General features: G+C 54.3%; 24 protein-coding genes and 4 tRNA genes. 23 read left to right on the top strand and 5 right to left on the bottom strand.

Translation table 11 applies throughout. The annotated features are described in order from the left end of the window. Positions 1-163 precede the first annotated feature (163 nt). From wecA to F4V72_RS22065, 17 genes are all read left to right on the top strand, one after another. The gene (wecA, locus tag F4V72_RS22145; protein WP_023247374.1) at positions 164-1267 is read left to right on the top strand and encodes a UDP-N-acetylglucosamine--undecaprenyl-phosphate N-acetylglucosaminephosphotransferase; all 1104 of its coding nucleotides are present in this window, start codon (positions 164-166) and stop codon (positions 1265-1267) included. Between the two features lie 11 nt (positions 1268-1278). Further along, entirely contained in the window at positions 1279-2325 is a 1047-nt protein-coding gene (gene wzzE / locus F4V72_RS22140) for an ECA polysaccharide chain length modulation protein (protein WP_000193413.1), read from the top strand. A gap of 55 nt (positions 2326-2380) precedes the next feature. Beyond that, positions 2381-3511, top strand: coding sequence for a non-hydrolyzing UDP-N-acetylglucosamine 2-epimerase (wecB, locus tag F4V72_RS22135; RefSeq protein ID WP_023247375.1), 1131 nt, complete (start codon positions 2381-2383; stop codon positions 3509-3511). Further along, positions 3508-4770 (top strand): UDP-N-acetyl-D-mannosamine dehydrogenase, encoded by a 1263-nt coding sequence (gene wecC, locus F4V72_RS22130; RefSeq protein ID WP_053510970.1) that lies wholly within the window; start codon positions 3508-3510, stop codon positions 4768-4770. Before wecB ends, wecC begins: the two co-directional genes overlap by 4 nt. Beyond that, positions 4770-5837, top strand: coding sequence for a dTDP-glucose 4,6-dehydratase (rffG, locus tag F4V72_RS22125; protein WP_114049232.1), 1068 nt, complete (start codon positions 4770-4772; stop codon positions 5835-5837). Before wecC ends, rffG begins: the two co-directional genes overlap by 1 nt. A 32-nt stretch (positions 5838-5869) precedes the next feature. Further along, positions 5870-6751, top strand: coding sequence for a glucose-1-phosphate thymidylyltransferase RfbA (gene rfbA, locus F4V72_RS22120; protein WP_023185210.1), 882 nt, complete (start codon positions 5870-5872; stop codon positions 6749-6751). Next, a complete protein-coding gene (rffC, locus tag F4V72_RS22115; RefSeq protein ID WP_136058584.1) occupies positions 6729-7406 on the top strand; it encodes a dTDP-4-amino-4,6-dideoxy-D-galactose acyltransferase in 678 nt (225 codons plus the stop codon). The genes rfbA and rffC overlap by 23 nt, the downstream gene beginning before the upstream one ends. Before the next feature lie 4 nt (positions 7407-7410). Further along, positions 7411-8541 (top strand): dTDP-4-amino-4,6-dideoxygalactose transaminase, encoded by a 1131-nt coding sequence (gene rffA, locus F4V72_RS22110; RefSeq protein WP_023247380.1) that lies wholly within the window; start codon positions 7411-7413, stop codon positions 8539-8541. Position 8542: 1 nt separating this feature from the next. Further along, a complete protein-coding gene (gene wzxE / locus F4V72_RS22105; protein ID WP_023247381.1) occupies positions 8543-9793 on the top strand; it encodes a lipid III flippase WzxE in 1251 nt (416 codons plus the stop codon). Further along, positions 9790-10869: a TDP-N-acetylfucosamine:lipid II N-acetylfucosaminyltransferase gene (locus tag F4V72_RS22100; protein ID WP_053510977.1), complete on the top strand. Its 1080-nt coding sequence runs from the start codon at positions 9790-9792 to the stop codon at positions 10867-10869. Before wzxE ends, F4V72_RS22100 begins: the two co-directional genes overlap by 4 nt. Continuing rightward, positions 10866-12224, top strand: coding sequence for an ECA oligosaccharide polymerase (wzyE, locus tag F4V72_RS22095; RefSeq protein ID WP_063389949.1), 1359 nt, complete (start codon positions 10866-10868; stop codon positions 12222-12224). The genes F4V72_RS22100 and wzyE overlap by 4 nt, the downstream gene beginning before the upstream one ends. Further along, positions 12221-12961, top strand: a complete 741-nt coding sequence (gene wecG, locus F4V72_RS22090) for a lipopolysaccharide N-acetylmannosaminouronosyltransferase (protein ID WP_023247384.1) — start codon at positions 12221-12223, stop codon at positions 12959-12961. The genes wzyE and wecG overlap by 4 nt, the downstream gene beginning before the upstream one ends. 206 nt (positions 12962-13167) lie before the next feature. Next, positions 13168-14553: a bifunctional threonine/serine APC transporter ThrP gene (thrP, locus tag F4V72_RS22085; RefSeq protein ID WP_023247385.1), complete on the top strand. Its 1386-nt coding sequence runs from the start codon at positions 13168-13170 to the stop codon at positions 14551-14553. Positions 14554-14655: 102 nt separating this feature from the next. Further along, a tRNA-Arg gene (locus F4V72_RS22080) sits at positions 14656-14732 on the top strand. 54 nt (positions 14733-14786) lie between these two features. Further along, positions 14787-14862: transfer RNA gene (locus F4V72_RS22075), tRNA-His, on the top strand. A gap of 20 nt (positions 14863-14882) precedes the next feature. Then, positions 14883-14969, top strand: a tRNA-Leu gene (locus F4V72_RS22070). Positions 14970-15011: 42 nt separating this feature from the next. After that, positions 15012-15088 (top strand) — tRNA-Pro (locus F4V72_RS22065). Between the two features lie 588 nt (positions 15089-15676). On the opposite strand, the gene hemY is transcribed toward F4V72_RS22065, so the two are convergent. The 4 genes from hemY to hemC are packed head-to-tail and all read right to left on the bottom strand — an operon-like array spanning position 15677 to position 19745. Continuing rightward, a complete protein-coding gene (gene hemY, locus F4V72_RS22060; protein ID WP_044136175.1) occupies positions 15677-16873 on the bottom strand; it encodes a protoheme IX biogenesis protein HemY in 1197 nt (398 codons plus the stop codon). A gap of 2 nt (positions 16874-16875) precedes the next feature. Next, on the bottom strand, positions 16876-18045 hold the full coding sequence (gene hemX / locus F4V72_RS22055) for a uroporphyrinogen-III C-methyltransferase (protein WP_023247387.1): 1170 nt from the start codon (positions 18043-18045) through the stop codon (positions 16876-16878). A 21-nt stretch (positions 18046-18066) separates the two neighbouring features. Continuing rightward, positions 18067-18807 carry a uroporphyrinogen-III synthase gene (gene hemD, locus F4V72_RS22050; protein WP_023247388.1) on the bottom strand — a complete coding sequence of 247 codons (741 nt, stop codon included), beginning with the start codon at positions 18805-18807 and terminating at the stop codon, positions 18067-18069. Then, the gene (hemC, locus tag F4V72_RS22045; RefSeq protein ID WP_023247389.1) at positions 18804-19745 is read right to left on the bottom strand and encodes a hydroxymethylbilane synthase; all 942 of its coding nucleotides are present in this window, start codon (positions 19743-19745) and stop codon (positions 18804-18806) included. Before hemC ends, hemD begins: the two co-directional genes overlap by 4 nt. Before the next feature lie 376 nt (positions 19746-20121). On the opposite strand from hemC, the gene cyaA reads away from it, so the two are divergent. Next, positions 20122-22668: a class I adenylate cyclase gene (gene cyaA, locus F4V72_RS22035; protein ID WP_023247390.1), complete on the top strand. Its 2547-nt coding sequence runs from the start codon at positions 20122-20124 to the stop codon at positions 22666-22668. Positions 22669-22763: 95 nt separating this feature from the next. On the opposite strand, the gene cyaY is transcribed toward cyaA, so the two are convergent. Continuing rightward, positions 22764-23084 carry an iron donor protein CyaY gene (gene cyaY, locus F4V72_RS22030; protein ID WP_053510983.1) on the bottom strand — a complete coding sequence of 107 codons (321 nt, stop codon included), beginning with the start codon at positions 23082-23084 and terminating at the stop codon, positions 22764-22766. Positions 23085-23222: 138 nt separating this feature from the next. Between cyaY and lptM the strand changes: the two genes are divergently transcribed. Genes lptM through yigB form a run of 5 tightly spaced genes read left to right on the top strand, consistent with a single transcriptional unit; the run spans position 23223 to position 26606 of the window. Next, positions 23223-23426, top strand: a complete 204-nt coding sequence (gene lptM, locus F4V72_RS22025; RefSeq protein ID WP_023247392.1) for an LPS translocon maturation chaperone LptM — start codon at positions 23223-23225, stop codon at positions 23424-23426. A 36-nt stretch (positions 23427-23462) separates the two neighbouring features. Beyond that, positions 23463-24287 (top strand): diaminopimelate epimerase, encoded by an 825-nt coding sequence (gene dapF / locus F4V72_RS22020; RefSeq protein WP_063389951.1) that lies wholly within the window; start codon positions 23463-23465, stop codon positions 24285-24287. Next, the gene (locus F4V72_RS22015) at positions 24284-24991 is read left to right on the top strand and encodes a DUF484 domain-containing protein (RefSeq protein WP_023247394.1); all 708 of its coding nucleotides are present in this window, start codon (positions 24284-24286) and stop codon (positions 24989-24991) included. Before dapF ends, F4V72_RS22015 begins: the two co-directional genes overlap by 4 nt. Further along, positions 24988-25890, top strand: coding sequence for a tyrosine recombinase XerC (xerC, locus tag F4V72_RS22010; RefSeq protein WP_000132874.1), 903 nt, complete (start codon positions 24988-24990; stop codon positions 25888-25890). Before F4V72_RS22015 ends, xerC begins: the two co-directional genes overlap by 4 nt. Then, positions 25890-26606, top strand: a complete 717-nt coding sequence (gene yigB, locus F4V72_RS22005; protein ID WP_023247395.1) for a 5-amino-6-(5-phospho-D-ribitylamino)uracil phosphatase YigB — start codon at positions 25890-25892, stop codon at positions 26604-26606. Before xerC ends, yigB begins: the two co-directional genes overlap by 1 nt. Positions 26607-26728 lie beyond the last annotated feature (122 nt).

Genomic DNA, 26728 nt, shown 5'->3' with positions numbered 1-26728 from the left:
CAAAACGATGATAAACCGGGTCGGGGCTTCGCGATCCATTCGTTATCGGTATCGTGTGGTTGATATTTAAACAATTCTGCCTGATTCAGAGCAGGGTTTCCCTTCTGAATAAAGGTCTTCATGGTTATACTTCTGGTATTAATTTTATCTGAGAGCACGCATTGTGAATTTACTGACCGTGAGTACTGATCTCATCAGTATTTTTTTATTCACGACACTGTTCCTGTTTTTTGCGCGTAAGGTCGCAAAAAAAATCGGTTTAGTGGATAAACCCAACTTCCGTAAACGCCACCAGGGGCTGATACCGTTGGTTGGAGGGATTTCGGTTTACGCAGGGATTTGCTTCACATTCGGAATCGTTGATCACTATATTCCTCATGCGTCGCTTTATCTTTCCTGTGCGGGCGTACTGGTTCTTATCGGTGCGCTGGACGACCGTTTTGATATCAGCGTAAAGATCCGTGCGACCATACAGGCTGCGATCGGTATCATTATGATGGTATTCGGTAAACTCTATCTTAGCAGCCTCGGTTATATCTTTGGCTCCTGGGAGATGGTACTCGGTCCCTTCGGTTATTTCCTTACTCTGTTTGCCGTATGGGCGGCGATCAACGCCTTCAATATGGTTGACGGTATTGACGGCCTGCTGGGCGGGCTATCCAGCGTCTCATTTGCGGCGATGGGGCTGATTTTATGGTTTGATGGCCAAACCAGCCTGGCAATATGGTGCTTCGCCATGATCGCCGCAATTCTGCCTTACATTATGCTTAATCTTGGTATTTTGGGGCGGCGTTATAAAGTCTTTATGGGTGATGCCGGTAGTACTCTGATTGGTTTTACCGTTATTTGGATCTTACTGGAAACGACGCAGGGGAAAACTCACCCTATTAGTCCGGTTACCGCGCTATGGATTATCGCTATCCCGCTGATGGATATGGTGGCGATTATGTATCGCCGTCTGCGTAAAGGAATGAGTCCCTTCTCACCCGATCGTCAACACATTCACCACCTTATCATGCGCGCCGGATTTACCTCTCGTCAGGCGTTTGTACTGATTACGCTTGCTGCCGCCATTCTGGCGGGAGTAGGCGTAACGGCAGAATATTCTCATTTTGTTCCTGAGTGGGTTATGTTGGTGCTCTTTTTGCTAGCATTCTTCCTCTATGGCTACTGTATTAAGCGGGCCTGGAAGGTGGCGAGATTTATTAAGCGTGTGAAACGCCGCCTGCGCAGGCACCGTGAGAACCGGCCAAACTTAACTAAGTAAATGAGGATACGATGACACAACCATTACCGGGGGCACGCGCGGTGAGCGCTGAAAATGAACTGGATATTCGCGGGTTGTTTCGTACTTTATGGGCCGGCAAATTCTGGATTATCGGCATTGGCCTGCTATTTGCCCTTATCGCGTTAGCCTATACCTTTTTTGCTCGTCAGGAGTGGAGCGCGACGGCGATCACCGATCGCCCAACCGTAAATATGTTGGGCGGTTATTACTCCCAGCAACAGTTTCTGCGCAATCTGGATATTAAGACCGATCCCGCCTCTTCCGATAAGCCCTCGGTGATGGACGAAGCGTATAAAGAGTTCATCATGCAGCTTGCCTCCTGGGATACGCGTCGCGATTTCTGGTTACAGACGGATTATTATAAGCAGCGAATGGTCGGGAATAGCAAAGCTGATGCGGCGATGCTTGATGAACTGATCAATAACATTCAGTTTACGCCAGGTGATTTTACACGCGCTATCAACGACAACGTGAAGCTGATTGCTGAAACCGCGCCGGACGCCAATAATCTGCTGCGTCAGTATGTCGCGTTCGCCAGTCAGCGGGCGGCGAGCCATCTGAATGATGAATTAAAAGGCGCCTGGGCTGCGCGTACCGTGCAGATGAAAGCGCAGGTCAAACGGCAGGAAGAGGTTGCGAAAGCGATCTATTCACGTCGTGTAAACAGTATTGAGCAGGCGCTCAAAATTGCGGAACAACATAATATTTCTCGTAGCGCGACGGATGTCCCGGCGGATGAATTACCGGACTCAGAGCTTTTTTTACTCGGTCGCCCTATGTTACAGGCGCGTCTTGAAAACCTGCAAGCGGTTGGCCCTGCGTTCGATTTGGACTACTTTCAAAATCGGGCAATGTTGAATACGCTTAATGTGGGGCCGACCCTGGACCCTCGTTTTCAGACCTATCGTTATTTGCGTACGCCGGAAGAACCGGTAAAACGTGATAGCCCACGCCGAGCCTTCCTGATGATCATGTGGGGTATCGTTGGGGCGCTAATCGGTGCGGGCGTTGCCTTAACCCGTCGCCGCACGATTTAGCAACACCTCTGCAGTAGGGGGCTGGGCCCCTGCTGTCTATTCGAAGAGAATCGATGTGAAAGTACTGACTGTATTTGGTACACGACCGGAGGCCATTAAGATGGCGCCTCTGGTCCATGCGCTGGAAAAAGATCCTCATTTCGAGGCCAAAGTATGCGTTACTGCGCAGCATCGGGAGATGCTTGATCAGGTATTAACTCTTTTTTCTATTGTGCCTGATTACGATCTCAATATTATGCAGCCGGGACAGGGGTTGACGGAAATTACCTGCCGAATTCTGGAGGGATTAAAGCCGATCCTGGCAGATTTTAAACCTGATGTGGTGCTGGTTCATGGCGATACCACCACTACGATTGCTACCAGCCTGGCGGCTTTCTATCAACGTATTCCGGTGGGGCACGTAGAAGCTGGGTTGCGAACCGGCGATCTCTATTCCCCGTGGCCGGAAGAGGCAAACCGCACGCTGACCGGACATCTGGCGATGTACCACTTTGCGCCGACCGAAAACTCGCGGCAGAATCTGTTGCGGGAGAATATTCCGGATGGGCGCATTTTTGTCACCGGCAATACCGTTATCGATGCGCTGATCTGGGTACGCGATCGCGTTCTGGCGAGCGATACATTACAGGCTGAACTGGCCGAGCAGTATCCTTTCCTCGACGTGAATAAGAAGATGATTCTGGTGACCGGTCATCGACGTGAAAGCTTTGGTCAGGGCTTTGAGCATATCTGCCATGCGCTGGCGGAAATCGCCGCAGCGAACCAGGATGTGCAAATTGTCTATCCGGTGCATCTCAATCCCAACGTCAGCGAACCTGTCAACCGTATCCTCGGGCATGTTGAAAACGTAGTACTGATTGAGCCGCAGGACTACTTACCTTTTGTCTGGCTGATGAATCACGCCTGGCTCATTCTGACGGATTCCGGCGGTATTCAGGAAGAAGCGCCGTCACTGGGTAAACCGGTATTGGTCATGCGTGAAACCACAGAGCGTCCGGAAGCGATTACCGCCGGTACGGTAAGGCTGGTCGGCACGGACTCCCGGCGCATTGTGGCGGAAGTCATGCGTCTGCTGCACGACGAAAATGAATATCAAACCATGAGCCGCGCCCATAATCCTTATGGCGACGGGCAGTCATGCGCGCGCATTTTACAGGCGTTAAAAAGTTATCGGGTATCGTTATGAGTTTTACGACCATTTCTGTTATTGGGCTGGGGTATATCGGATTACCCACTGCGGCCGCTTTTGCTTCCCGTCAGAAGCAGGTTATCGGCGTGGATATCAACCAACATGCGGTAGACACCATAAATCGCGGTGAAATTCACATCGTGGAGCCGGCGTTGGGCAATGTAGTGAAGATGGCGGTGAAAGGTGGCTTTCTGCGTGCAACGACGACGCCTGTCGAGGCCGATGCATACCTGATTGCAGTGCCGACGCCATTCAAAGGCGATCACGACCCTGACATGGCTTATGTGGAAGCCGCGGCGAAATCCATTGCGCCCGTATTAAAAAAAGGGGCGCTGGTGATTCTGGAATCGACATCGCCGGTTGGCGCAACGGAGCAAATGGCTGGCTGGCTGGCCGGGATGCGTCCGGATCTGACCTTTCCCCAGCAGGCGGGCGAGCAGGCCGACGTTAATATCGCCTATTGTCCGGAGCGTGTGCTGCCGGGTCAGGTGATGGTGGAACTCATTAAAAATGACCGCGTGATTGGCGGTATGACGCCAGTATGTTCGGCTCGCGCCAGCGCGCTGTACAAAATTTTCCTTGAGGGCGAATGCGTTGTCACCAACTCGCGCACCGCAGAGATGTGCAAGCTGACAGAAAATAGCTTCCGTGATGTGAATATCGCCTTTGCGAATGAATTGTCGCTGATTTGCGCCGATCAGGGGATTAACGTCTGGGAATTGATCCGCCTGGCGAACCGCCATCCGCGCGTCAATATTTTGCAGCCGGGCCCCGGCGTTGGCGGGCACTGCATTGCAGTCGATCCGTGGTTTATTGTGGCGCAAAATCCGCAGCAGGCGAGACTGATTCGCACCGCGCGTGAAGTGAACGACGGCAAACCGCACTGGGTGGTCGACCAGGTAAAAGCCGCGGTCGCAGATTGCCTGGCGGCCACCGATAAACGCGCCAGCGAAGTGAAAATCGCCTGTTTTGGGCTGGCCTTTAAGCCGAATATCGACGATCTGCGCGAAAGCCCGGCGATGGGGATCGCGCAAAGTATCGCCCGCTGGCACAGCGGCGAAACCCTGGTCGTCGAGCCGAATATTCGTCAGTTGCCGAAAAAATTAGATGGAGTTTGCACGCTGGCGAAACTGGACGCGGCGCTGGCCGCCGCCGATGTGCTGGTGATGCTGGTCGATCACGACGAATTTAAAGCGATTCGCGGCGATGCGGTTCATCAGCGTTATGTGGTCGATACCAAAGGAGTCTGGCGCTGATGAAACGCATTCTGGTGACTGGCGGCGCAGGCTTTATCGGATCTGCGGTGGTGCGGCATATCATCCATGAAACGGCAGACGCGGTGGTGGTGGTGGATAAACTCACCTATGCGGGCAACCTGATGTCTCTGGCGTCGGTGGCGCAAAGCGACCGTTTCGCCTTTGAGAAGGTGGATATCTGCGATCGGGCATCACTGGAGCGAATTTTCCAGCATTATCAGCCCAATAGCGTGATGCACCTGGCGGCGGAAAGCCATGTAGACCGTTCCATCGACGGCCCGGCGGCGTTTATTGAAACGAATATCGTTGGTACTTACACCTTGCTGGAGGCCGCTCGCGCTTACTGGTCCGCGCTTGACGCGGACGCTAAAGCGGCGTTCCGCTTCCATCATATCTCCACCGATGAAGTGTATGGCGACCTGCATACCGCAGACGATTTCTTCACCGAAACCACGCCATATGCGCCAAGCAGCCCTTACTCCGCCTCCAAAGCCAGCAGCGACCATCTGGTACGCGCCTGGTTACGTACCTACGGTCTGCCTACGCTTGTCACCAACTGCTCTAATAACTACGGGCCCTACCATTTCCCGGAAAAACTGATTCCGCTGATGATTCTGAACGCGCTGGCGGGTAAACCATTGCCGGTCTATGGCAACGGTCAGCAAATTCGCGACTGGCTGTATGTGGAGGATCACGCCCGCGCGTTGTATCACGTGGCGACGAACGGCGCGGTGGGCGAAACGTATAATATCGGCGGTCATAACGAACGCAAAAATCTGGATGTAGTCAGGACGATTTGCGCTCTGCTGGAGGAGTTGGCCCCGCAAAAACCGCAGGGCGTGGCGAATTATCACGATTTGATTACCTTTGTCGACGATCGGCCCGGTCATGACTTACGTTATGCCATCGACGCGTCGAAAATCGCCCGCGAGCTGGGCTGGACGCCGCAGGAAACCTTCGAAAGCGGGATGCGAAAAACCGTTCAGTGGTATCTCGCCAATGAGGCCTGGTGGAAACCCGTGCAGGATGGCAGTTATCAGGGCGAACGCTTAGGTCTGAAACGCTAAACGGCAGGCTCTTACTCCTGGAGGAGAAACGAATGAAAGGCATCATTCTGGCGGGAGGTTCCGGTACCCGGTTGCATCCCATTACGCGCGGCGTATCAAAGCAGCTTCTGCCCGTCTACGACAAGCCGATGATTTATTATCCGTTATCGGTGCTAATGCTGGCGGGCATTCGTGAGATCCTGATCATCACCACGCCGGAAGATAAACGCGACTTTCAGCGTTTGTTGGGCGACGGCGCAGCGTTCGGTATCGATTTACACTATGCCGAGCAGCCCAGTCCGGATGGGTTGGCACAGGCCTTTATCATTGGCGAAGCGTTCCTCAACGGTGAACCTTCCTGCCTGGTATTAGGCGATAATATCTTTTTTGGTCAGGGCTTTAGTCCCAAACTCCGTCAGGTCGCGGCGCGTACCGAAGGCGCCACGGTATTTGGCTATCAGGTCATGGACCCGGAACGCTTTGGCGTCGTGGAGTTTGACGATGATTTTCGCGCGCTCTCGCTGGAAGAAAAGCCGAAACAGCCTAAATCTAACTGGGCGGTCACCGGCCTCTATTTCTATGACAGCAAGGTCGTCGAGTATGCGAAGCGCGTGAAACCGTCCGGGCGTGGTGAGCTGGAGATCACTTCTATCAACCAGATGTATCTGGAGGAAGGTAAGCTGACCGTTGAACTGCTGGGCCGCGGCTTCGCCTGGCTGGATACTGGCACCCACGACAGCCTGATTGAGGCGAGCACTTTTGTGCAGACGGTGGAAAAGCGCCAGGGCTTCAAAATTGCCTGTCTGGAGGAAATTGCCTGGCGCAACGGCTGGCTGGATGATGATGGTTTGAAACGCGCCGCCAGTCAGCTTGAAAAAACCGGCTATGGCCAATATTTACTGGAGTTGCTCCGTGCCCGTCCGCGCCAGTATTGAACCGTTACTCTGGGAAAATACGTTCTTTGGCGTGAATAGCGGCATTGTGCGTATCGATGCCTCAGCGCCCGAATTAACGCCAGAAGCGCTGCAGGCGTGGCAACGCGTGCAGGTAAAAGTACCGGCTGAAAACATCGCCTGGCTGTCGGCGTTGCAATCGCTGGGATTCTCTTTGGTTGAAGGCGAGGTGGATTTTGCGTTGCCGGTAAAAGGGCATGCCTACCAGCATGGCGCGGAAATTGCACGCCTTACGGACATCCCTGCTTTGCGTCAGTTGGCCGGAGAGGCGTTTACGCAGAGTCGTTTTCGCGCGCCGTGGTATGCGCCCGACGCCAGCGCCCGTTTTTACGCCCAGTGGATTGAGAATGCGGTACGCGGCACGTTTGATCACCAATGCCTGGTGCTTCGCACGGAAACAGGCGCTATCCGCGGTTACGTCTCGCTGCGGGAATTGAATGATACCGACGCGCGCATCGGTCTGTTGGCCGGACGCGGCGCGGGAGCGGAACTTATGCAGGCGGCGATCTGTTGGGCGCTGCGTCGCGGCAAAGCAACATTGCGGGTGGCGACCCAGTTGGGCAACACCGCCGCGCTTAAACGTTACATACAAAGCGGTGCCAACATCGAAAGCACTGCGTACTGGTTATACAGGTGACAACATGATTCCTTTTAATGCGCCGCCGGTGGTGGGAACCGAACTCGAATACATGCAGTCTGCAATGAGCAGCGGCAAACTGTGCGGTGACGGCGGCTTTACGCGTCGTTGCCAGCAGTGGCTGGAGCAACATTTCGGCAGCGCGAAGGTGTTGCTGACGCCTTCCTGTACCGCGTCGCTGGAGATGGCGGCCCTGTTGTTGGATATTCAGCCCGGCGATGAAGTGATCATGCCGAGCTTTACGTTTGTCTCCACCGCTAACGCTTTTGTCCTGCGCGGCGCGAAAATTGTGTTTGTCGATATTCGTCCGGATACGATGAATATTGACGAAACGCTGATTGAGGCGGCGATCACCGATAAGACCCGCGCTATCGTGCCGGTACACTACGCTGGCGTCGCTTGTGAAATGGACGTCATCATGGCGCTGGCGGATAAGTATAATCTGTTCGTTGTCGAGGACGCCGCCCAGGGCGTGATGTCCACGTACAAAGGCCGCGCGTTAGGGACGATCGGTCATATCGGCTGTTTTAGTTTCCATGAAACCAAAAATTACACCGCTGGTGGCGAAGGCGGTGCGACGTTGATTAACGATCGGGCGCTGATTGAACGCGCGGAGATCATCCGCGAAAAAGGCACCAACCGCAGTCAGTTCTTCCGTGGTCAGGTGGATAAATACACCTGGCGGGATATCGGCTCCAGTTATTTGATGTCCGATCTGCAGGCTGCCTACCTGTGGGCGCAACTGGAGGCCGCCGATCGTATCAATCAACAGCGTCTGTCGCTGTGGCGGACTTACTACGATGCGTTAACCCCGCTGGCGCGCGCCGGGCGTATCGAGCTGCCTTCTATTCCGGAAAACTGCGGGCATAATGCCCACATGTTTTACATCAAACTGCGGGATATCGCCGATCGCAGCGCGCTAATTAATTTCCTGAAAGAGGCGGAAATCATGGCGGTATTCCATTACATTCCGCTGCATGATTGTCCGGCGGGCGATAAATTCGGCGAGTTTATCGGGGACGATGTCTACACCACAAAAGAGAGCGAACGTTTGCTGCGTCTGCCGCTGTTTTATAATCTTGCGCCCGTCGATCAACGGACGGTGATTGCCACCTTGCTAAATTATTTCTCCTGATATGTCGCTTGCTAAAGCCTCCCTGTGGACGGCGGTCAGTACGCTGGTAAAAATTGGCGCCGGACTGCTGGTGGTGAAACTGCTGGCCGTCTCTTTTGGCCCGGCGGGCGTCGGACAAGCGGGTAACTTCCGCCAGATGATCACCGTGCTGGGCGTATTGGCGGGTGCCGGGATATTTAACGGCGTGACCAAACTCGTCGCACAACATCATGATGACCCGGCGCAGTTACGTACCGTGGTGGGAACCTCCTCCGCGATGGTATTGGGTTTCTCTACGCTACTGGCGCTGGTCTTCCTGCTGGCGGCGGCGCCGATTAGCCAGGGACTGTTCGGTCACACGGACTATCAAGGGCTGGTGCGTCTGGTTGCGCTGGTACAAATGGGGATCGCCTGGGCGAACCTGCTGCTGGCGCTGATGAAGGGCTTTCGTGACGCGTCGGGTAATGCCTTATCGTTAATTGTCGGCAGCTTTTTGGGCGTCGCCGCCTGGTATCTCTGCTACCGTGTTGGCGGCTATGAAGGCGCGTTGCTTGGCCTGGCGCTGGTGCCGGCGCTGGTGGTAGTGCCTGCCGGTATGATATTGATTAAGCGCGGCACCGTCCCGCTACACTATCTCAGGCCCTCCTGGGACAACGGTCTGGCAGGGCAGCTCAGTAAATTTACCCTGATGGCGCTGATTACCTCCGTTACGATGCCGGTCGCCTATGTGATGATGCGAAACCAACTGGCCGCGCACTATAGCTGGAGCGATGTCGGGATCTGGCAGGGCGTAAGCAGCATTTCTGACGCCTATCTGCAATTTATCACCGCCTCTTTTAGTGTTTACCTGTTACCCACGCTTTCACGCCTGACGGAAAAACAGGACATTACGCGTGAGGTGGTAAAAGCGCTGAAATTTGTTTTACCGGCGGTCGCGGCCGCGAGTTTTACCGTCTGGCTACTGCGCGATTTTGCTATCTGGCTGCTTTTTTCCGCTAAATTCACCGCGATGCGCGATCTGTTCGCCTGGCAGTTAGTGGGTGACGTGCTGAAAGTCGGCGCCTATGTTTTCGGTTATCTGGTGATTGCCAAAGCGTCGTTGCGATTTTACATTCTGGCCGAAATTAGCCAGTTCATTCTGTTAACGGCGTTCGCTCACTGGCTGATTCCCGCTCACGGCGCACTGGGTGCGGCACAGGCTTATATGGCCACCTATATTGTCTATTTTTCACTTTGTTGCGGCATATTTTTACTCTGGCGTAGGCGAGCATGACTGTACTGATTCACGTCCTGGGATCGGATATCCCTCACCATAACCACACCGTGCTGCGGTTTTTCAATGATACGCTGGCTGCCACAAGCGAGCACGCGCGCGAATTTATGGTTGCCGGCGAGGATAACGGCTTCACGGAAAGCTGTCCGGCGCTCTCGCTTCGCTTTTATGGTAGTAAGAAAGCGCTGGCTCAGGCGGTCATCGCCAAAGCGAAAGCAAATCGTCGACAGCGCTTCTTCTTTCACGGTCAATTCAACACCAGCCTGTGGCTGGCGCTGTTAAGCGGCGGTATTAAGCCCGCCCAGTTTTACTGGCATATCTGGGGCGCGGATCTCTACGAAGTGTCCAGCGGGCTGAAATTCCGCCTTTTCTACCCGCTTCGTCGTATCGCGCAGGGGCGAGTAGGGGGCGTATTCGCGACGCGCGGCGATCTCAGCTATTTTGCGCGCCAGCACCCGGGCGTACGCGGCGAGTTACTCTATTTCCCGACGCGCATGGACCCTTCCCTGAATTCTATGGCAAAAGAGCGCCAACGTGCGGGGAAATTGACTATTTTGGTAGGTAACTCCGGCGATCGCAGTAACGAGCATATTGCGGCGTTACGGGCGGTGTATCAGCAGTTTGGCGATACGGTAAACGTGGTGGTGCCGATGGGCTATCCGGTCAATAACCAGGCCTATATTGATGAGGTTCGTCAGGCAGGTCTGACGCTATTTAGCGATGAAAATTTGCAAATTCTTAGTGAAAAAATGGAATTTGATGCCTATCTTGCGCTGCTTCGTCAGTGCGACCTCGGTTATTTTATTTTTGCCCGCCAACAGGGGATTGGGACGTTGTGTCTGCTAATTCAGGCCGATATCCCGTGCGTACTGAATCGTGACAACCCTTTCTGGCAGGATATGGCGGAACAGCATCTGCCCGTTCTGTTTACCACCGATGATTTGAATGAGCAGGTGGTGCGCGAGGCGCAGCGTCAGCTCGCATCGGTAGATAAAAGCGGCATCACCTTCTTTAGCCCCAATTACCTGCAACCGTGGCATAATGCGTTGAGAGTCGCCGCAGGAGAAGCCGAATGAGTTTGATGCAATTCAGCGGGCTGCTGGTGGTCTGGCTGCTTTCTACGCTGTTTATCGCCACGCTGACCTGGTTTGAATTCCGCCGCGTGCGTTTTAATTTTAACGTTTTCTTTTCGTTGCTGTTTTTATTGACCTTCTTTTTTGGTTTTCCGTTAACCAGCGTGCTGGTGTTCCGTTTCGACGTTGGCGTCGCGCCGCCGGAAATCTTATTGCAGGCTTTATTATCCGCCGCCTGTTTCTACGGCGTGTATTACGTGACCTATAAAACGCGTTTACGCAAACGCGTTGTGGATGTACCACGCAAGCCGCTATTTACCATGAATCGGGTGGAAACCCACCTTACCTGGGTGATCCTGATGGGCATCGCGCTGGTGAGCGTCGGGATTTTCTTTATGCATAACGGTTTTTTGCTGTTCCGGCTGCACTCCTACAGCCAGATCTTTTCCAGCGAAGTTTCCGGTGTGGCGTTAAAACGGTTCTTCTATTTCTTCATTCCGGCAATGCTGGTGGTCTATTTCCTGCGCCAGGACAGCAAAGCGTGGCTGTTCTTTCTGGTGAGTACCGTCGCGTTTGGTCTGTTGACCTATATGATTGTCGGCGGTACGCGCGCCAACATCATTATTGCGTTTGCTATCTTCCTGTTTATCGGCATTATTCGGGGCTGGATCAGCCTGTGGATGCTGGCGGCGGCGGGCATACTGGGGATTGTCGGTATGTTCTGGCTGGCGCTCAAACGCTACGGATTAAATGTGAGCGGCGATGAAGCGTTCTATACGTTTCTTTATCTGACGCGCGATACCTTTTCGCCGTGGGAGAATCTGGCGCTGCTATTGCAAAATTACCATAATATTGATTTTCAGGGGCTGGCCCCTATCGTGCGTGATTTCTACGTCTTTATTCCCACCTGGCTATGGCCGGGACGACCCAGTATCGTGCTGAATTCTGCGAATTACTTTACCTGGGAAGTCCTGAATAACCATTCCGGCCTGGCGATATCGCCAACGCTTATCGGTTCGCTGGTGGTCATGGGCGGGGCGCTGTTTATTCCGCTCGGCGCGATCGTCGTCGGGCTGATTATCAAATGGTTCGACTGGCTGTATGAACTGGGTAACCGGGAGACCAATCGTTATAAGGCGGCGATTCTGCACAGTTTCTGCTTTGGCGCCATCTTTAATATGATTGTGCTGGCGCGAGAAGGGCTGGATTCGTTTGTCTCGCGCGTGGTTTTCTTCCTGGTGGTTTTTGGCACCAGCCTGCTGGTCGCTAAGCTTCTGTTCTGGCTATTTGATAGCGCCGGACTAATTCATAAACGTACAACTTCGCTCCCTCAGGCACAGGTGGAAGGAAAACTATGACCAATAATGCCGCTGCGCCCCTTTACTCGCTGCGTGGCTTACCTCTGATTGGCTGGCGCGACATGTCACATGCGCTGAATTATCTGTTTGCCGATGGTCAACTGAAGCAAGGCACGTTGGTGGCGATCAACGCCGAAAAGCTGCTGACGGCGGAAGATAATCCGGAAGTACGCGCGTTGATAGCAGCGGCGGAATTTAAATATGCCGATGGCATCAGCGTGGTGCGTTCAATACGTAAAAAATTTCCGCAGGCGCAGGTCTCTCGCGTGGCTGGCGCCGACCTTTGGGAAGCGTTAATGGCGCGCGCGGGTAAAGAAGGCACGCCGGTATTTCTTGTCGGCGGCAAGCCTGAGGTGCTGGCGCAGACGGAAGCAAAACTGCGGACGCAGTGGAACGTCAATATTGTGGGTAGCCAGGATGGTTACTTTACGCCGGAGCAGCGTCAGGCGCTATTTGGGCGAATCCATGCCAGCGGCGCGAAAATTGTCACCGTCGCGATGGGATCGCCAAAACAGGAATTGCTAATGCGCGATTGTCGGGAAGTGCATCCCCATGCGCTATATATGGGCGTGGGCGGCACCTATGATGTGTTTACCGGTCACGTCAAACGCGCCCCGAAAATATGGCAGAACCTGGGGCTGGAGTGGTTGTATCGTCTGCTTTCCCAACCGAGTCGTATTACCCGCCAGATGCGTCTGCTGCGCTACCTTCGCTGGCACTATACTGGCGATCTCTAATTCCCCCTTCTGATGACTTGAGCAGCGGATTGTGCTTATGGCGCTGCTTATTCATAACATAATCGATGCTTTCTTACACAATAAGTGCATTTTTTTAATGCTTCATTTGCCATTTGTCCAAATTTAAGAAAATATTCGCAACAATCGATGTACCCATAACAATAACCGGTACTACCGGAACCGTTGCAAACACGACATGAGGATTTATGGCAGAGAAAAAACCGGAGCTACAGCGTGGGCTGGAAGCTCGTCATATTGAATTGATTGCCCTCGGGGGCACCATCGGCGTCGGACTCTTTATGGGCGCTGCCAGTACGCTGAAATGGGCGGGCCCGTCAGTGCTGCTGGCGTATATCATCGCCGGATTGTTCGTCTTTTTCATCATGCGTTCAATGGGGGAGATGCTCTTTCTGGAACCTGTTACCGGCTCCTTTGCCGTGTACGCCCACCGGTATATGAGTCCCTTTTTTGGCTATCTTACCGCCTGGTCATACTGGTTTATGTGGATGGCGGTCGGGATCTCGGAAATTACCGCCATTGGGGTCTACGTCCAGTTCTGGTTTCCGGAGATGGCGCAGTGGATACCGGCGCTGATTGCTGTAGGACTGGTCGCGTTGGCGAATCTGGCTGCGGTGCGCCTGTATGGTGAAATCGAGTTCTGGTTTGCGATGATCAAAGTCACCACTATTATTGTGATGATCATCATCGGCCTGGGGGTGATTTTCTTCGGTTTTGGTAACGGCGGCCAGGCGATTGGCTTTGGTAATCTGACTGAGCATGGCGGCTTTTTTGCCGGCGGCTGGAAAGGCTTTCTGACCGCATTATGTATCGTGGTGGCCTCTTATCAGGGGGTTGAGCTGATCGGAATTACCGCCGGTGAAGCGAAGAATCCGCAGGTGACGTTGCGTAGCGCGGTGGGTAAGGTGCTATGGCGTATCCTGATTTTTTATGTGGGTGCGATTTTCGTTATCGTCACTATTTTCCCGTGGAATGAGATTGGCAGCAACGGCAGCCCCTTTGTGCTCACCTTCGCGAAAATTGGCATCACCGCTGCGGCAGGCATTATCAACTTTGTCGTGCTGACGGCGGCGCTCTCCGGCTGTAACAGCGGAATGTATAGCTGTGGGCGTATGCTTTACGCGCTGGCGAAAAACCGTCAACTGCCGGCGGCAGTCGCGAAAGTCTCCCGCCACGGCGTACCGGTCGCGGGCGTGGCGCTCTCTATTTTGATTTTGCTGGTAGGTTCCTGCCTGAACTACATCATCCCCAATCCGCAGCGCGTCTTTGTGTACGTTTATAGCGCCAGCGTACTGCCGGGGATGGTGCCGTGGTTTGTCATTCTGATTAGCCAACTGCGCTTTCGTCGGGCGCATAAAGAAGCGATTGCGGATCATCCTTTTCGTTCCATTATGTTCCCGTGGGCGAACTATTTGACGATGGCGTTTCTGGTTTGCGTTTTAATCGGCATGTACTTTAATGAAGATACGCGCATGTCGCTGTTTGTCGGCGTCATCTTCCTGCTGGCCGTGACGCTGATCTATAAAGTTTTCGGCCTGAATCGTCACGGAACCGCCCACAAGGTGGGGGAATAAGCGCCAAAATGCGCAAAGCATAACCAAACGCGCATTTTATTTAAAAAGGCACTGGACAGCGGGGTGTGAAGTCCGTATTATCCACCCCCGCAACGGCGCTAAGCGCCCGTAGCTCAGCTGGATAGAGCGCTGCCCTCCGGAGGCAGAGGTCTCAGGTTCGAATCCTGTCGGGCGTACCATTTATTTAGGTGCTTGAGCTGCGGTGGTTTAATACCGCGTAAAAAGTTTCAGTGGTGGCTATAGCTCAGTTGGTAGAGCCCTGGATTGTGATTCCAGTTGTCGTGGGTTCGAATCCCATTAGCCACCCCATTAATATAGAGTTGTGAAACGCGAAGGTGGCGGAATTGGTAGACGCGCTAGCTTCAGGTGTTAGTGTCCTTACGGACGTGGGGGTTCAAGTCCCCCCCCTCGCACCACGACTCAATGAATTGAACTAAAAATTCAAAAAAGCAGTATATCGGCGAGTAGCGCAGCTTGGTAGCGCAACTGGTTTGGGACCAGTGGGTCGGAGGTTCGAATCCTCTCTCGCCGACCAATTTTGAACCCCGCTTCGGCGGGGTTTTTTGTTTTCTGTTCCTTTTCAACCTTTTATCCCGCACGAGTTATCATTGTGATTTATTGGCGATATCCTTGTCTTCATTTGTCGCTGTTCGGTGACGAATAATCTATTGATTAATAATCACTTTATAAAAAGCATCCTGTTCTGTCTCCATCGGGCGACATGCTAAAGCCTCGCCAGCGGCGGGAAGATGACAATCGCGTGAATTCTCTACGTTTTTTTAACACCAGCGCCTGTTTTTTAGCGGTGCAAAGATGGCACGTTATGTGCAATAATATACGGGTAGATGCTCATTCCATCTCTTATGCTCGCCTTTTGGCCTCATAAACTCAGGAATGATGCAGAGCCGTTTACGGTGCTTATCGTCCACTGACAGATGTCGCTTATGCCTCATCAAACACCCTGGACACAACGTTGAGTGAAGCACCCCTTTATGTTGTCATACAGACCTGTTTTGACGCCTGCCCCTAACCGGCAGGCGTTTTTTTATTTATGGCTAAAAGAGATTTTTGCCGGGAGGCAGTGCGGGCCCGGTAAGCAAAAACGCCACCGGGCAGCAGACGATTACTGCGGGGAATTGTTCTGTAGCGTCAGCATCAGGCCGTCGCGCCGCATGGTGGCGGCTTCTTCCGGTTGATGCAGTCGATCGAGCGCATCGGCAAGCCAGGCATAATCATACGCGTCCGGGCGTTGTTTCAGCGCGGCGCGGAAAGCCAGGGTTGCCTCCTGCCATTCACCGTGTTTCATCAGCGACTGGCCGAGCGTGCTCCATAACAGCGGGCGATCGCCTACCGTCTTGATTTGCTGGCGCAGTACTTTCTCCAGTTGTTCCGGATTATTGGTTCTGAGGCGAGGAATTGGCAGCACCAGCCGATCGTCATACTGGCGTTTCAGACCGTCGATGATAATCTGCTGCGCCATATCATGATCGTCACATTCGATCAGATGCTCGGCCATCGCGACCTGAAGCGCCACTTGATGGCGGGTTTTACGGCTTTGGTTTTTCCACCAGGTGCGTAATCCCTCGCTGCCTTGCTCGGCGCGCGCCTGATCCATCAGTCCTATCCACGCCTGTTGTTCGAGCATGGCGCGATGCGCTTCATCGCCGACGTGCGCTTTTGCCATGGATGGGATGATATCCAGTAAAGAACTCCATGCGCCGGTGCGAATATAGGCCTGCTCCGCCAGACGCAGGACTTCCGGGTGACGCGGCGTGACCTCCAGCAGTTTGTCCACGCCGTGACGCGCCGCATGATTTTCATTGCGCGCTAGCTGTAAGCGCACGCGCGTGATCTCGACCGGGATGGTGTCGTTCCCCGCCAGCTCTGCCGCACGTTCAAGGTGCTGATTGGCGCGCGCTTCATCGCCGCGCTGCTGCGCCGCTTCTGCCGCCAGCAGATAATTCACCACCGGCTGTTCAGCATGATCGGCATTTTTTGACATCAGCTTTTCAACCTGCTGATAGTCGCCCTCCGCCAGCTTCAGCAGCGCCTGTTCGGTCTGTTTGCGGGCGCGACGGCGTTTACGTCCGGCAAACCAACCGCGGGTGTGCGCGCCGGTACGAAACAGACGGCGTAGCAACCACTCAATGGCGAATAGCACCACCATAGTGACGATGAGAATGATCGCCAGTCCGGTTACGCTGGTTTCAATGTTGTAGTTATCGGTCTGGATTAACACATAGCCCTGGTGACCGGCTATCATCGGGCCGACCACGATACCCGCGAGCAACAACACAAAGAGCAATAATACTTTTAGCATCATTATTCTCCTTGCGGCGCGGTTGCCGGAGCGTCTGTCTGCGTGGCGGGCGCTTCCGTAGAGGCTGTCGGTTGCGCCAGCAGATTACGCACGCGGGTTTGCATCAGTTTTTCAAGAATCGCCTGGCTTTCCAGGGTTTCCGGCAGATCCATCGTGATATTTTGCTGGCTTAATTTATCGACTTCCTCCAGGAAGGCTTTTGTCGCGGCGTCGTCAGTATCGTAATAAGCGCGAACCCAGGTCGAAACGTTATCCAGCGCCTGGCGGTATGTTTCTTCCTGATGGCGTGGGACGGCCTGTGCGGCGACTAACAGGCGGGAGCGAATATTTTCGCGTAAATAGACGTCCTGGTTCGGCGCCAGCAGCGGTACGGCGGTATCATCGCGGCGGCGAATGGTAATAAAGCTGTCCATAAAGTTCTGCCAGCTTTTTTGCAGGTTAACGCGCCATTCGCTTAGCGAACTGGACAGCTCGCTGCTATCTGAATCCATCGGCGAGTCATCGCTATCGTTATCCGCCAGACGCAGGTTATCGATTTGGTTAGAAAGCTGATTGAGTTTGAGAATAATGCCGTCGTAGTCGATCTGCGCAACGGATGACAAGCTGGCGATATCGTCAGTAATCGCACGTCGTGCGGTAATCAGGCTGGGGTCATTCATGTCTGCCAGACTGGCGTCAGCGCTTTTGAGTAGCGCAGCGGCGGTAGTGACGTCCTGATCGCTCCACAGCTTGCGTCCGGCGAGTTTCACCAGAAAATCAGCCTGCGCCAACAGCCAGGTTTTGGCGTCGCTGCCGGAAATGGTGGCGACTTTTTGTTGTACTTCATCAAGTTGTTTCGCCAGCGCCGCCTGTTGGCGATTCGCGTCATCTAACTGCGCCGCTTGTTTTTTGATAATCCCTTCCAGCTCTGATTTTTGGCTCTCCTGCGCCTTTTGCAAGGCGGTCAGCTGATTCGCCAGCGCATCGCTGGTTTCCGTTTGCGCGGTTGCCTGCTGTTTTCCCCAGCCATAAAGCCCAATACCTGCCGCCAGGGCAATCGCGATCGCCACCGCGCTTAATACCAGCGCGGCGCCGTTCTTACTTTTTTTCTCGGTATTGACTGGCTGTGGCGTGGTTTCCACGGTCTCCCTGGTCTCATCAACCACGGCGGAGGATTTTTCTTGTTCCGTCATTATGGCATCCCATTATGAGAGTTATTGTAATGCGCGCAACAGCGCATCGTTGTCGGCGTTATCAGCGACCTTAATATCTTGCCAGCCCAGTTCCCGGGCGAGGTGCGCCAGACGCTCACTGACGACCAACAGCCGACAGCGTAGTAACCAGTGCTCACGATACCACTGGGGAATCAGCGACCAGAGCTGTTGCAACATCTCGCCGCTGGTGACAACAAGCGTTGTTATGCCGCGAGCATGCCAGCGCATCGCTTCTTCCGCGCCATCGTAATGTTTCGCACTTCGTTGATAACATTCACAAAAATTGACTTCGGCTCCGCGAGCTGTCAGGGTTTCGCCCAGCAGTTCGCGACCGCCATTGCCACGCAAAATCAGCGCGCGTTTGCCCGCAATATTTTGTAATTCAGGTAATTGTAGCAAGACTTCGCTGATTTCCCGACCCAATGGATAACGAATATCGAATCCGCTAACGGTATGAAGGGCGAGCGCCGTGGTGCGGCCAATCGCGAAATAGCGCGGCGACGCAGGCCAGTTTCGACCATCCCGCTGGATCTGGGCGTGGGCAAAGGCGACGGCGTGCTGTGAAAGGGCAAAAACCAGATCGTTTTCCGTCAGCGTCGCCAGACGGTCGGCCAGGGTGGGCAGCTCCCGACCGGCGACAAATTCAATCAGCGGAAAACTCCAGGCCACCTGCCCCAGTGCGCGCAGACGGCTCACTAACGCTTCCCCTGCGGGAGAGGGGCGGGTGACCAGAATACTCATGCGGGCGCCTCGCCGTTATAAACTTCCGTCAGAATCGCGCGTGCGCCGTTTTCCAGCAGTTCCTCCGCAAGCGAGATGCCCATTTGCTCCGCCTGCTCGGGTGAACCACGACGTTCGCCGCGGACCATCACCGAACCGTCCGGCGCGCCAACCAGCGCACGTAGCCAAATTTCGCCGTTGATGATTTCCGCATAGCTGCCAATCGGTACCTGACAACCGCCTTCCAGGCGGGTGTTCATGGCGCGTTCCGCCGTTACGCGCAGCGCGGTTTGCGAGTGATTCAACGGTGCGAGCAGCGCCTGTGTTCTCTCGTCGTCAAGACGACACTCAATCCCGACGGCGCCCTGGCCTACGGCAGGCAGCGAAATTTCGGGCGGCAAGGCTGTGCGAATGCGCGACTCCAGACCTAAGCGTTTCAAACCGGCCACGGCCAGGATAATGGCGTCATAGTCGCCGTTGTCCAGCTTGCCGAGGCGTGTGCCGACGTTACCGCGCAATGAACGAATAATGAGGTCCGGACGGCGCTCCGCCAGTTGACACTGACGACGCAAACTGGACGTCCCGACGATACTACCCGCAGGCAGATCGTCCAGACTGTGATATTGATTCGAGACAAAAGCATCGCGTGGATCTTCGCGCTCGCAAATCGTCACCAGGCCGAGACCGTCCGGGAAGGCCACCGGAACGTCTTTCATGGAGTGCACGGCGATATCGGCGCGTTTTTCCAGCAGCGCGATTTCAAGCTCTTTAACAAACAGTCCCTTACCGCCCACTTTCGCCAGGGGAGTATCGAGGATCACGTCGCCGCGTGTGACCATCGGCACCAGTTCTACCGTCAGTCCCGGATGGGTTGCCATCAATGCGTCTTTGACATAATGTGCCTGCCAAAGCGCAAGGGGACTTTGGCGTGTGGCAATTCTTAAAACATTGTCTAACATGCTTGTTACCGTCATTATCAATCATTGACCATCCTAACATCCTTATAGAGAGGATGTTAGTTTTCCGGTCACCGTGAGTGAGAGGATAAGGCGCTGTGTCGTCAATGGCAGTGAATAATGACGAGAAACCGCCAGCCCGTATTTAAGAATTTACACGCAGCGAACGGTGCTACACTTGTATGTAGTGCATCTTTCTTTACGGTCAATGAGCAAGGTGTTAAATTGATCACGTTTTAGACCATTTTTTCGTCGGTATTAGATAAAAATATGCAGACGAGAAAGGGTAACGGTTATTTTTGACATACGGTTTATCCCGAATGGCGACGGCGAAGTACTGACCTGAACCATGACGGGTAGCAACATCAGGCGATACGTCTTGTACCTCTATATTGAGACTCTGAAACAGAGACTGGATGCCATAAATCAACTGCGCGTGGATCGCGCGCTTGCTGCCATGGGGCCCGCTTTTCAGCAGGTTTACAGTCTTCTGCCGACATTATTGCACTATCACCATCCACTGATGCCGGGTTACCTTGATGGTAACGTTCCCAGCGGTATTTGCTTCTACACGCCTGATGAAACCCAACGCCACTATCTGAACGAACTTGAGTTGTACCGCGGTATGTCGCCGCAGGACCCGCCAAAGGGCGAGCTGCCGATTACCGGCGTTTATACTATGGGCAGCACCTCTTCGGTCGGGCAGAGTTGCTCGTCCGACCTGGATATCTGGGTGTGCCATCAGGCCTGGCTCGACGGCGAAGAGCGTCAGTTGTTGCAACGTAAGTGTAGCCTGCTGGAAAGCTGGGCCGCCTCGCTTGGCGTTGAGGTGAGCTTCTTCCTGATCGATGAAAACCGTTTCCGCCATAACGAAAGCGGCAGTCTGGGCGGGGAAGACTGCGGTTCTACGCAGCACATCCTGTTGCTTGATGAGTTTTATCGTACCGCTGTGCGCCTGGCTGGGAAGCGTATTTTGTGGAGTATGGTGCCGTGCGACGAAGAAGAGCATTACGACGACTATGTCATGACGCTCTACGCGCAGGGCGTATTAACGCCAAACGAGTGGCTGGATCTGGGGGGCTTAAGTTCGCTCTCTGCCGAAGAGTACTTTGGCGCCAGCCTGTGGCAGCTATACAAGAGCATTGACTCGCCGTACAAAGCGGTGCTGAAAACGCTGCTGCTGGAAGCCTACTCATGGGAATATCCCAACCCACGACTGCTGGCGAAAGACATTAAACAACGTCTGCATGACGGTGAAATCGTATCGTTTGGACTCGATCCCTACTGCATGATGCTGGAACGGGTCACTGAATACCTGACGGCAATTGAAGATCCGACGCGGCTGGATTTAGTCCGCCGCTGCTTCTACCTGAAAGTGTGCGAGAAATTAAGCCGTGAGCGCGCCTGCGTAGGCTGGCGTCGGGAAGTATTAAGCCAGTTAGTCAGCGAGTGGGGATGGGACGACGCGCGTCTGACCATGCTCGATAATCGCGCAAACTGGAAAATCGATCAGGTGCGCGAAGCCCACAACGAATTGCTCGACGCAATGATGCAGAGCTACCGCAATCTGATTCGCTTTGCGCGGCGCAACAACCTCAGCGTGAGCGCCAGCCCGCAGGATATCGGCGTACTGACGCGTAAGCTGTACGCCGCTTTTGAAGCGTTGCCGGGTAAAGTCACGCTGGTGAACCCGCAGATATCACCGGATCTGTCCGAGCCGAATTTAACCTTTATTCATGTGCCGCCGGGGCGCGCCAACCGTTCAGGCTGGTATCTCTACAACCGCGCGCCGAACATGGATTCCATTATCAGCCATCAGCCGCTGGAATATAACCGTTATCTTAATAAGCTGGTCGCGTGGGCGTGGTTCAATGGCCTGCTGACGTCTCGAACGCATCTGTTTATTAAGGGCAACGGTATTGTCGACCTGCCTAAGCTGCAGGAGATGGTCGCCGATGTTTCGCACCATTTCCCGTTGCGCTTGCCTGCCCCGACGCCGAAAGCGCTCTACAGCCCCTGTGAAATTCGTCATCTGGCGATTATCGTTAACCTCGAATATGACCCGACGGCGGCGTTCCGCAATAAAGTGGTGCATTTTGACTTCCGTAAGCTGGACGTTTTCAGCTTTGGCGAAGAGCAAAACTGTCTGGTAGGCAGCATCGACTTGTTGTATCGCAACTCGTGGAACGAAGTGCGTACTCTGCACTTTAACGGCGAGCAGGCGATGATCGAAGCGCTGAAAACGATTCTGGGGAAAATGCACCAGGATGCCGCGCCGCCGGATAGCGTGGAGGTGTTCTGCTACAGTCAGCATCTTCGCGGCCTGATTCGCACCCGCGTGCAGCAACTGGTCTCCGAATGTATTGAGCTACGCCTTTCCAGCACCCGTCAGGAGACCGGTCGCTTCAAGGCGCTGCGGGTTTCCGGGCAGACGTGGGGACTATTCTTCGAACGCCTGAATGTCTCGGTGCAGAAGCTGGAGAATGCTATCGAATTCTACGGCGCTATTTCGCATAACAAGCTGCACGGGCTGTCGGTACAGGTGGAAACCAACCATGTGAAATTGCCGTCAGTGGTGGATGGCTTCGCCAGCGAAGGGATTATCCAGTTCTTCTTTGAAGAAACGGGCGATGAGAAAGGCTTTAATATTTATATCCTGGACGAAAGTAACCGGGCGGAAGTGTATCACCACTGCGAAGGTAGTAAGGAAGAACTGGTGCGCGACGTCAGTCGCTTCTATTCGTCATCGCATGATCGTTTCACGTATGGCTCCAGCTTTATCAACTTTAACCTGCCGCAGTTCTACCAGATAGTGAAAACCGATGGCCGCGCGCAGGTGATCCCATTCCGTACGCAGCCTATCAACACCGTGCCGCCGGCAAACCAGGATCATGACGCACCGCTATTGCAGCAGTATTTTTTATAGTTAGCGGGCCGGATGGCGACGCTGACGCGTCTTATCCGGCTTACGTTCGGCTCCGGTAGGCCCGGTAAGTGCAGCGCCACCGGGCAATAAAGCACTTAGCGGAAGCTCACCGCCTCGCCCGCCTGCTGTGTCGCCGCCTGCTCCAGCAGATCCCAGAAGGTTTCGCCGCTGCGATCGCAAATCCACTCGTCGCCTTTCAGATCGAAATGATAGCCGCCCTGTTTGGTCGCCAGCCATACCTGATGCAGCGGCTCCTGACGGTTGATAATGATCTTACTGCCGTTTTCAAAGCTGAGGGTCAGCACGCCGCCGTTGATTTCGCAGTCGATATCGCTGTCGCCGTCCCAGTCATCGAGGCGTTCTTCAATGGTTAGCCACAGAGCGTCAGCCAGGCGATGAAATTCACTGTCATTCATTGTCGTTTCCCGTTTTTTCGTGATGGCGGCAGTATAACCTGGAACAAAAGGCGTTGCAGTTTACCGCCAAACTCTTGCTTTTACGCCTTCTCCTGCGATGATAGAAAACAGAAAGCATGAACTTACAGGCAATCCATAATGAAAAACGTGTTTAAGACACTCGCTGTACTTCTGACTCTGTTCAGCCTGACGGGCTGCGGTTTGAAAGGGCCGCTTTATTTCCCGCCAGCCGATAAAAGTGTGCCGCCGCCGACGAAAAAAGTCGATTCACAAACGCAGTCCACGATGCCCGATAAGAACGATCGCGCAACGGGAGATGGCCCGTCCCAGGTCAATTACTGAGGATAGTTTTCTGTCCCCGCGTGAACGGAGTGAATGATGCAATTCTCTAAAATGCATGGCCTTGGCAACGATTTTATGGTCGTCGACGCGGTAACGCAGAATGTCTTTTTTTCGCCGGAGCTGATTCGTCGGCTATCCGACAGACACCTGGGCGTAGGGTTCGATCAGCTGCTGGTGGTTGAGCCGCCCTATGATCCTGAGCTGGACTTTCATTACCGCATCTTCAACGCCGACGGCAGTGAAGTCTCGCAGTGCGGCAATGGCGCGCGCTGTTTCGCGCGATTTGTTCGCCTGAAAGGGCTAACCAATAAACGCGATATTCGGGTCAGTACCGCGAAGGGCCGGATGGTACTGAGCGTCACGGAAGATGAACTGGTGCGGGTGAATATGGGGGAGCCAAACTTTGAACCCACGCAGGTGCCTTTTCGCGCCAACAAAGCGGAAAAGACGTATATTATGCGAGCGGCGGAACAGACCATACTGTGCGGCGTAGTTTCAATGGGCAATCCGCACTGTGTCATTCAGGTTGATAACGTCGATACGGCGGCCGTTGAAACGCTGGGACCGGTTCTGGAAAGCCATGAGCGTTTTCCTGAACGCGCCAATATCGGTTTTATGCAGGTTGTAAGACGCGAGTATATCCGGCTGCGAGTCTATGAACGCGGCGCAGGGGAGACCCGCGCGTGCGGCAGCGGCGCGTGTGCTGCCGTTGCCGTGGGGATTCAGCAGGGACTGCTGGCTGAAGAGGTACGCGTGGAATTACCGGGCGGTCGGCTGGATATCGCCTGGAAAGGTCCGGGTCATCCGTTATACATGACTGGCCCGGCGGCACATGTCTACGACGGATTTATCCATTTATGAAGCAACCAGAGGAAGAACTACAGGAAACGCTCATGGAACTGGACGATCGAGCGGTCGTCGATTACTTGCGCCACCACCCTGAGTTTTTTATCCGTAATGCCCATGCCGTGGAAGCGATGCGTGTTCCCCATCCCGTGCGGGGAACGGTTTCGCTCGTTGAGTGGCATATGGCCCGCGCGCGTAATCACATCAATGCGCTTGAAGAAAATATGACGCTGCTGATGGAACAGGCTCATGCCAATGAAAGTCTGTTTTATCGACTGCTGCATCTGCAAAGCCGTCTGGTCGCCGCGGATAGTCTGGATGAGATGCTGATGCGATTGCACCGCTGGGCGCGCGATCTGGGGCTTGCCGGCGCGACGCTGCGTCTGTTCCCGGATCGTTGGCGACTTGGCGCGCCGTCGCGCTATACGCATCTGGCGTTAAACCGTCAGGCTTTCGAGCCGCTGCGTATTCAGCGACTGGGACAGTCGCAACATTATCTTGGTCCGCTAAACGGCCCGGAACTGCTGGTAGTTTTGCCAGAGGCGAAAGCGATTGGTTCGGTTGCGATGTCCATGTTGGGCCGTGACGCCGATCTCGGCGTCGTGCTTTTCAGTAGCCGCGACGTTCATCACTATCAGCCAGAACAGGGGACGCAGCTTTTGCAGGAGATCGCGCTGATGCTGCCGGAACTGCTGGAGCGCTGGATTGAACGCGTATGACGGATGTCGCGCTTTCTCAGGATGTCTCGCGGTTCCTGCGCTATTTAGGCGTGGAGCGCCAGCTTAGCCCCATTACCCTGCTGAACTACCAGCGTCAGCTTGATGCCATTATCGCTTTAGCCGGAGAAACCGGGCTGAAAAGCTGGCAGCAATGTGACGCTGCGATAGTGCGCAGTTTTGCGGTTCGCAGTCGGCGCAAAGGGCTTGGTCCTGCCAGTCTGGCGCTACGTCTCTCGGCATTGCGGAGCTTTTTTGACTGGTTAGTCAGTCAGGGCGAATTGAAAGCTAACCCGGCGAAGGGCGTCTCCGCACCGAAAGCGCCGCGTCATCTGCCGAAAAATATTGATGTCGACGACGTTAACCGCCTGCTGGACATCGATCTCAACGATCCGCTCGCAGTACGCGACCGGGCGATGCTGGAGGTGATGTACGGCGCGGGGCTGCGTTTATCCGAACTGGTTGGCCTGGATATAAAACACCTCGATCTCGATACCGGCGAAGTGTGGGTAATGGGCAAAGGCAGCAAAGAGCGGCGCCTGCCGATTGGCCGTAACGCGGTGACGTGGATTGAGCACTGGTTGGATCTGCGCGGTCTGTTCGCCAGCGATGAAGAGGCGTTATTCCTGTCGAAACTTGGCAAGCGTATCTCCGCGCGCAATGTCCAAAAACGGTTCGCCGAATGGGGCATAAAGCAGGGGCTAAACAGCCACGTGCATCCGCATAAGCTGCGCCATTCGTTCGCGACCCATATGCTGGAATCGAGCGGCGATCTGCGCGGCGTGCAAGAGCTGCTGGGTCATGCCAACCTTTCCACCACCCAAATTTATACTCATCTTGATTTTCAACACCTTGCTTCGGTGTACGACGCGGCGCATCCGCGCGCTAAACGGGGGAAATAATGCGTTTTTACCGGCCTTTGGGGCGTATTGCCGCGCTCACCTTTGACCTGGATGATACCCTTTATGATAACCGTCCGGTGATTTTGCGTACTGAGCAGGAAGCGCTCGCTTTTATGCAAAATTATCACCCGTTGCTACGTTCGTTTCAAAACGTCGATTTACAGCGGATACGGCAGGCGGTGCGTGAAGTGGAGCCGGAAATTTATCATGACGTTACCCGCTGGCGCCATCGCGCGATAGAGCAGGCCATGCGGGATGCGGGACTATCGGCGCAGGAGGCCATTGCCGGCGCGAATGCGGCGATGATGCATTTTGCCAAATGGCGTAGCCAGATTGAGGTTCCGCAGGCTACCCATGAGACGTTACAGCGGCTTGCGAAAAAATGGCCGCTGGTGGCGATCACTAACGGCAACGCCCAGCCGGAACTGTTTGGCCTCGGTGATTACTTTAAGTTTGTACTGCGCGCTGGTCCGGATGGGCGTTCCAAGCCGTTTAGCGACATGTATTTCCTGGCGGCGGAAAAACTGCATGTGCCGATCGGCGAGATCCTACATGTCGGCGACGATCTGACTACCGATGTGGCTGGCGCTATTCGCTGTGGGATGCAGGCTTGCTGGATTAAGCCGGAAAATGCCGACCTGATGCGGACACTGGACAGCCGTTTACTGCCGCATATTGAAATTTCGCGGTTGGCATCTCTCACCTCGCTGATATAATCACCAGTAGTTCTGTATAAATTCCCAGTCATTCTGGCGGATGGCGCTATGCTTATCCGCCCTACGATAAGTAGGCCCGGTAAGCGAAGCGCCGCCGGGCGTTTTTAGTTTTCATGTTTTTA

It is taken from the genome of Salmonella enterica subsp. diarizonae (assembly GCF_008692785.1).
Taxonomy (GTDB): Bacteria; Pseudomonadota; Gammaproteobacteria; order Enterobacterales; family Enterobacteriaceae; genus Salmonella; species Salmonella diarizonae.
This window is presented reverse-complemented; position numbering and strand designations above follow the sequence as displayed.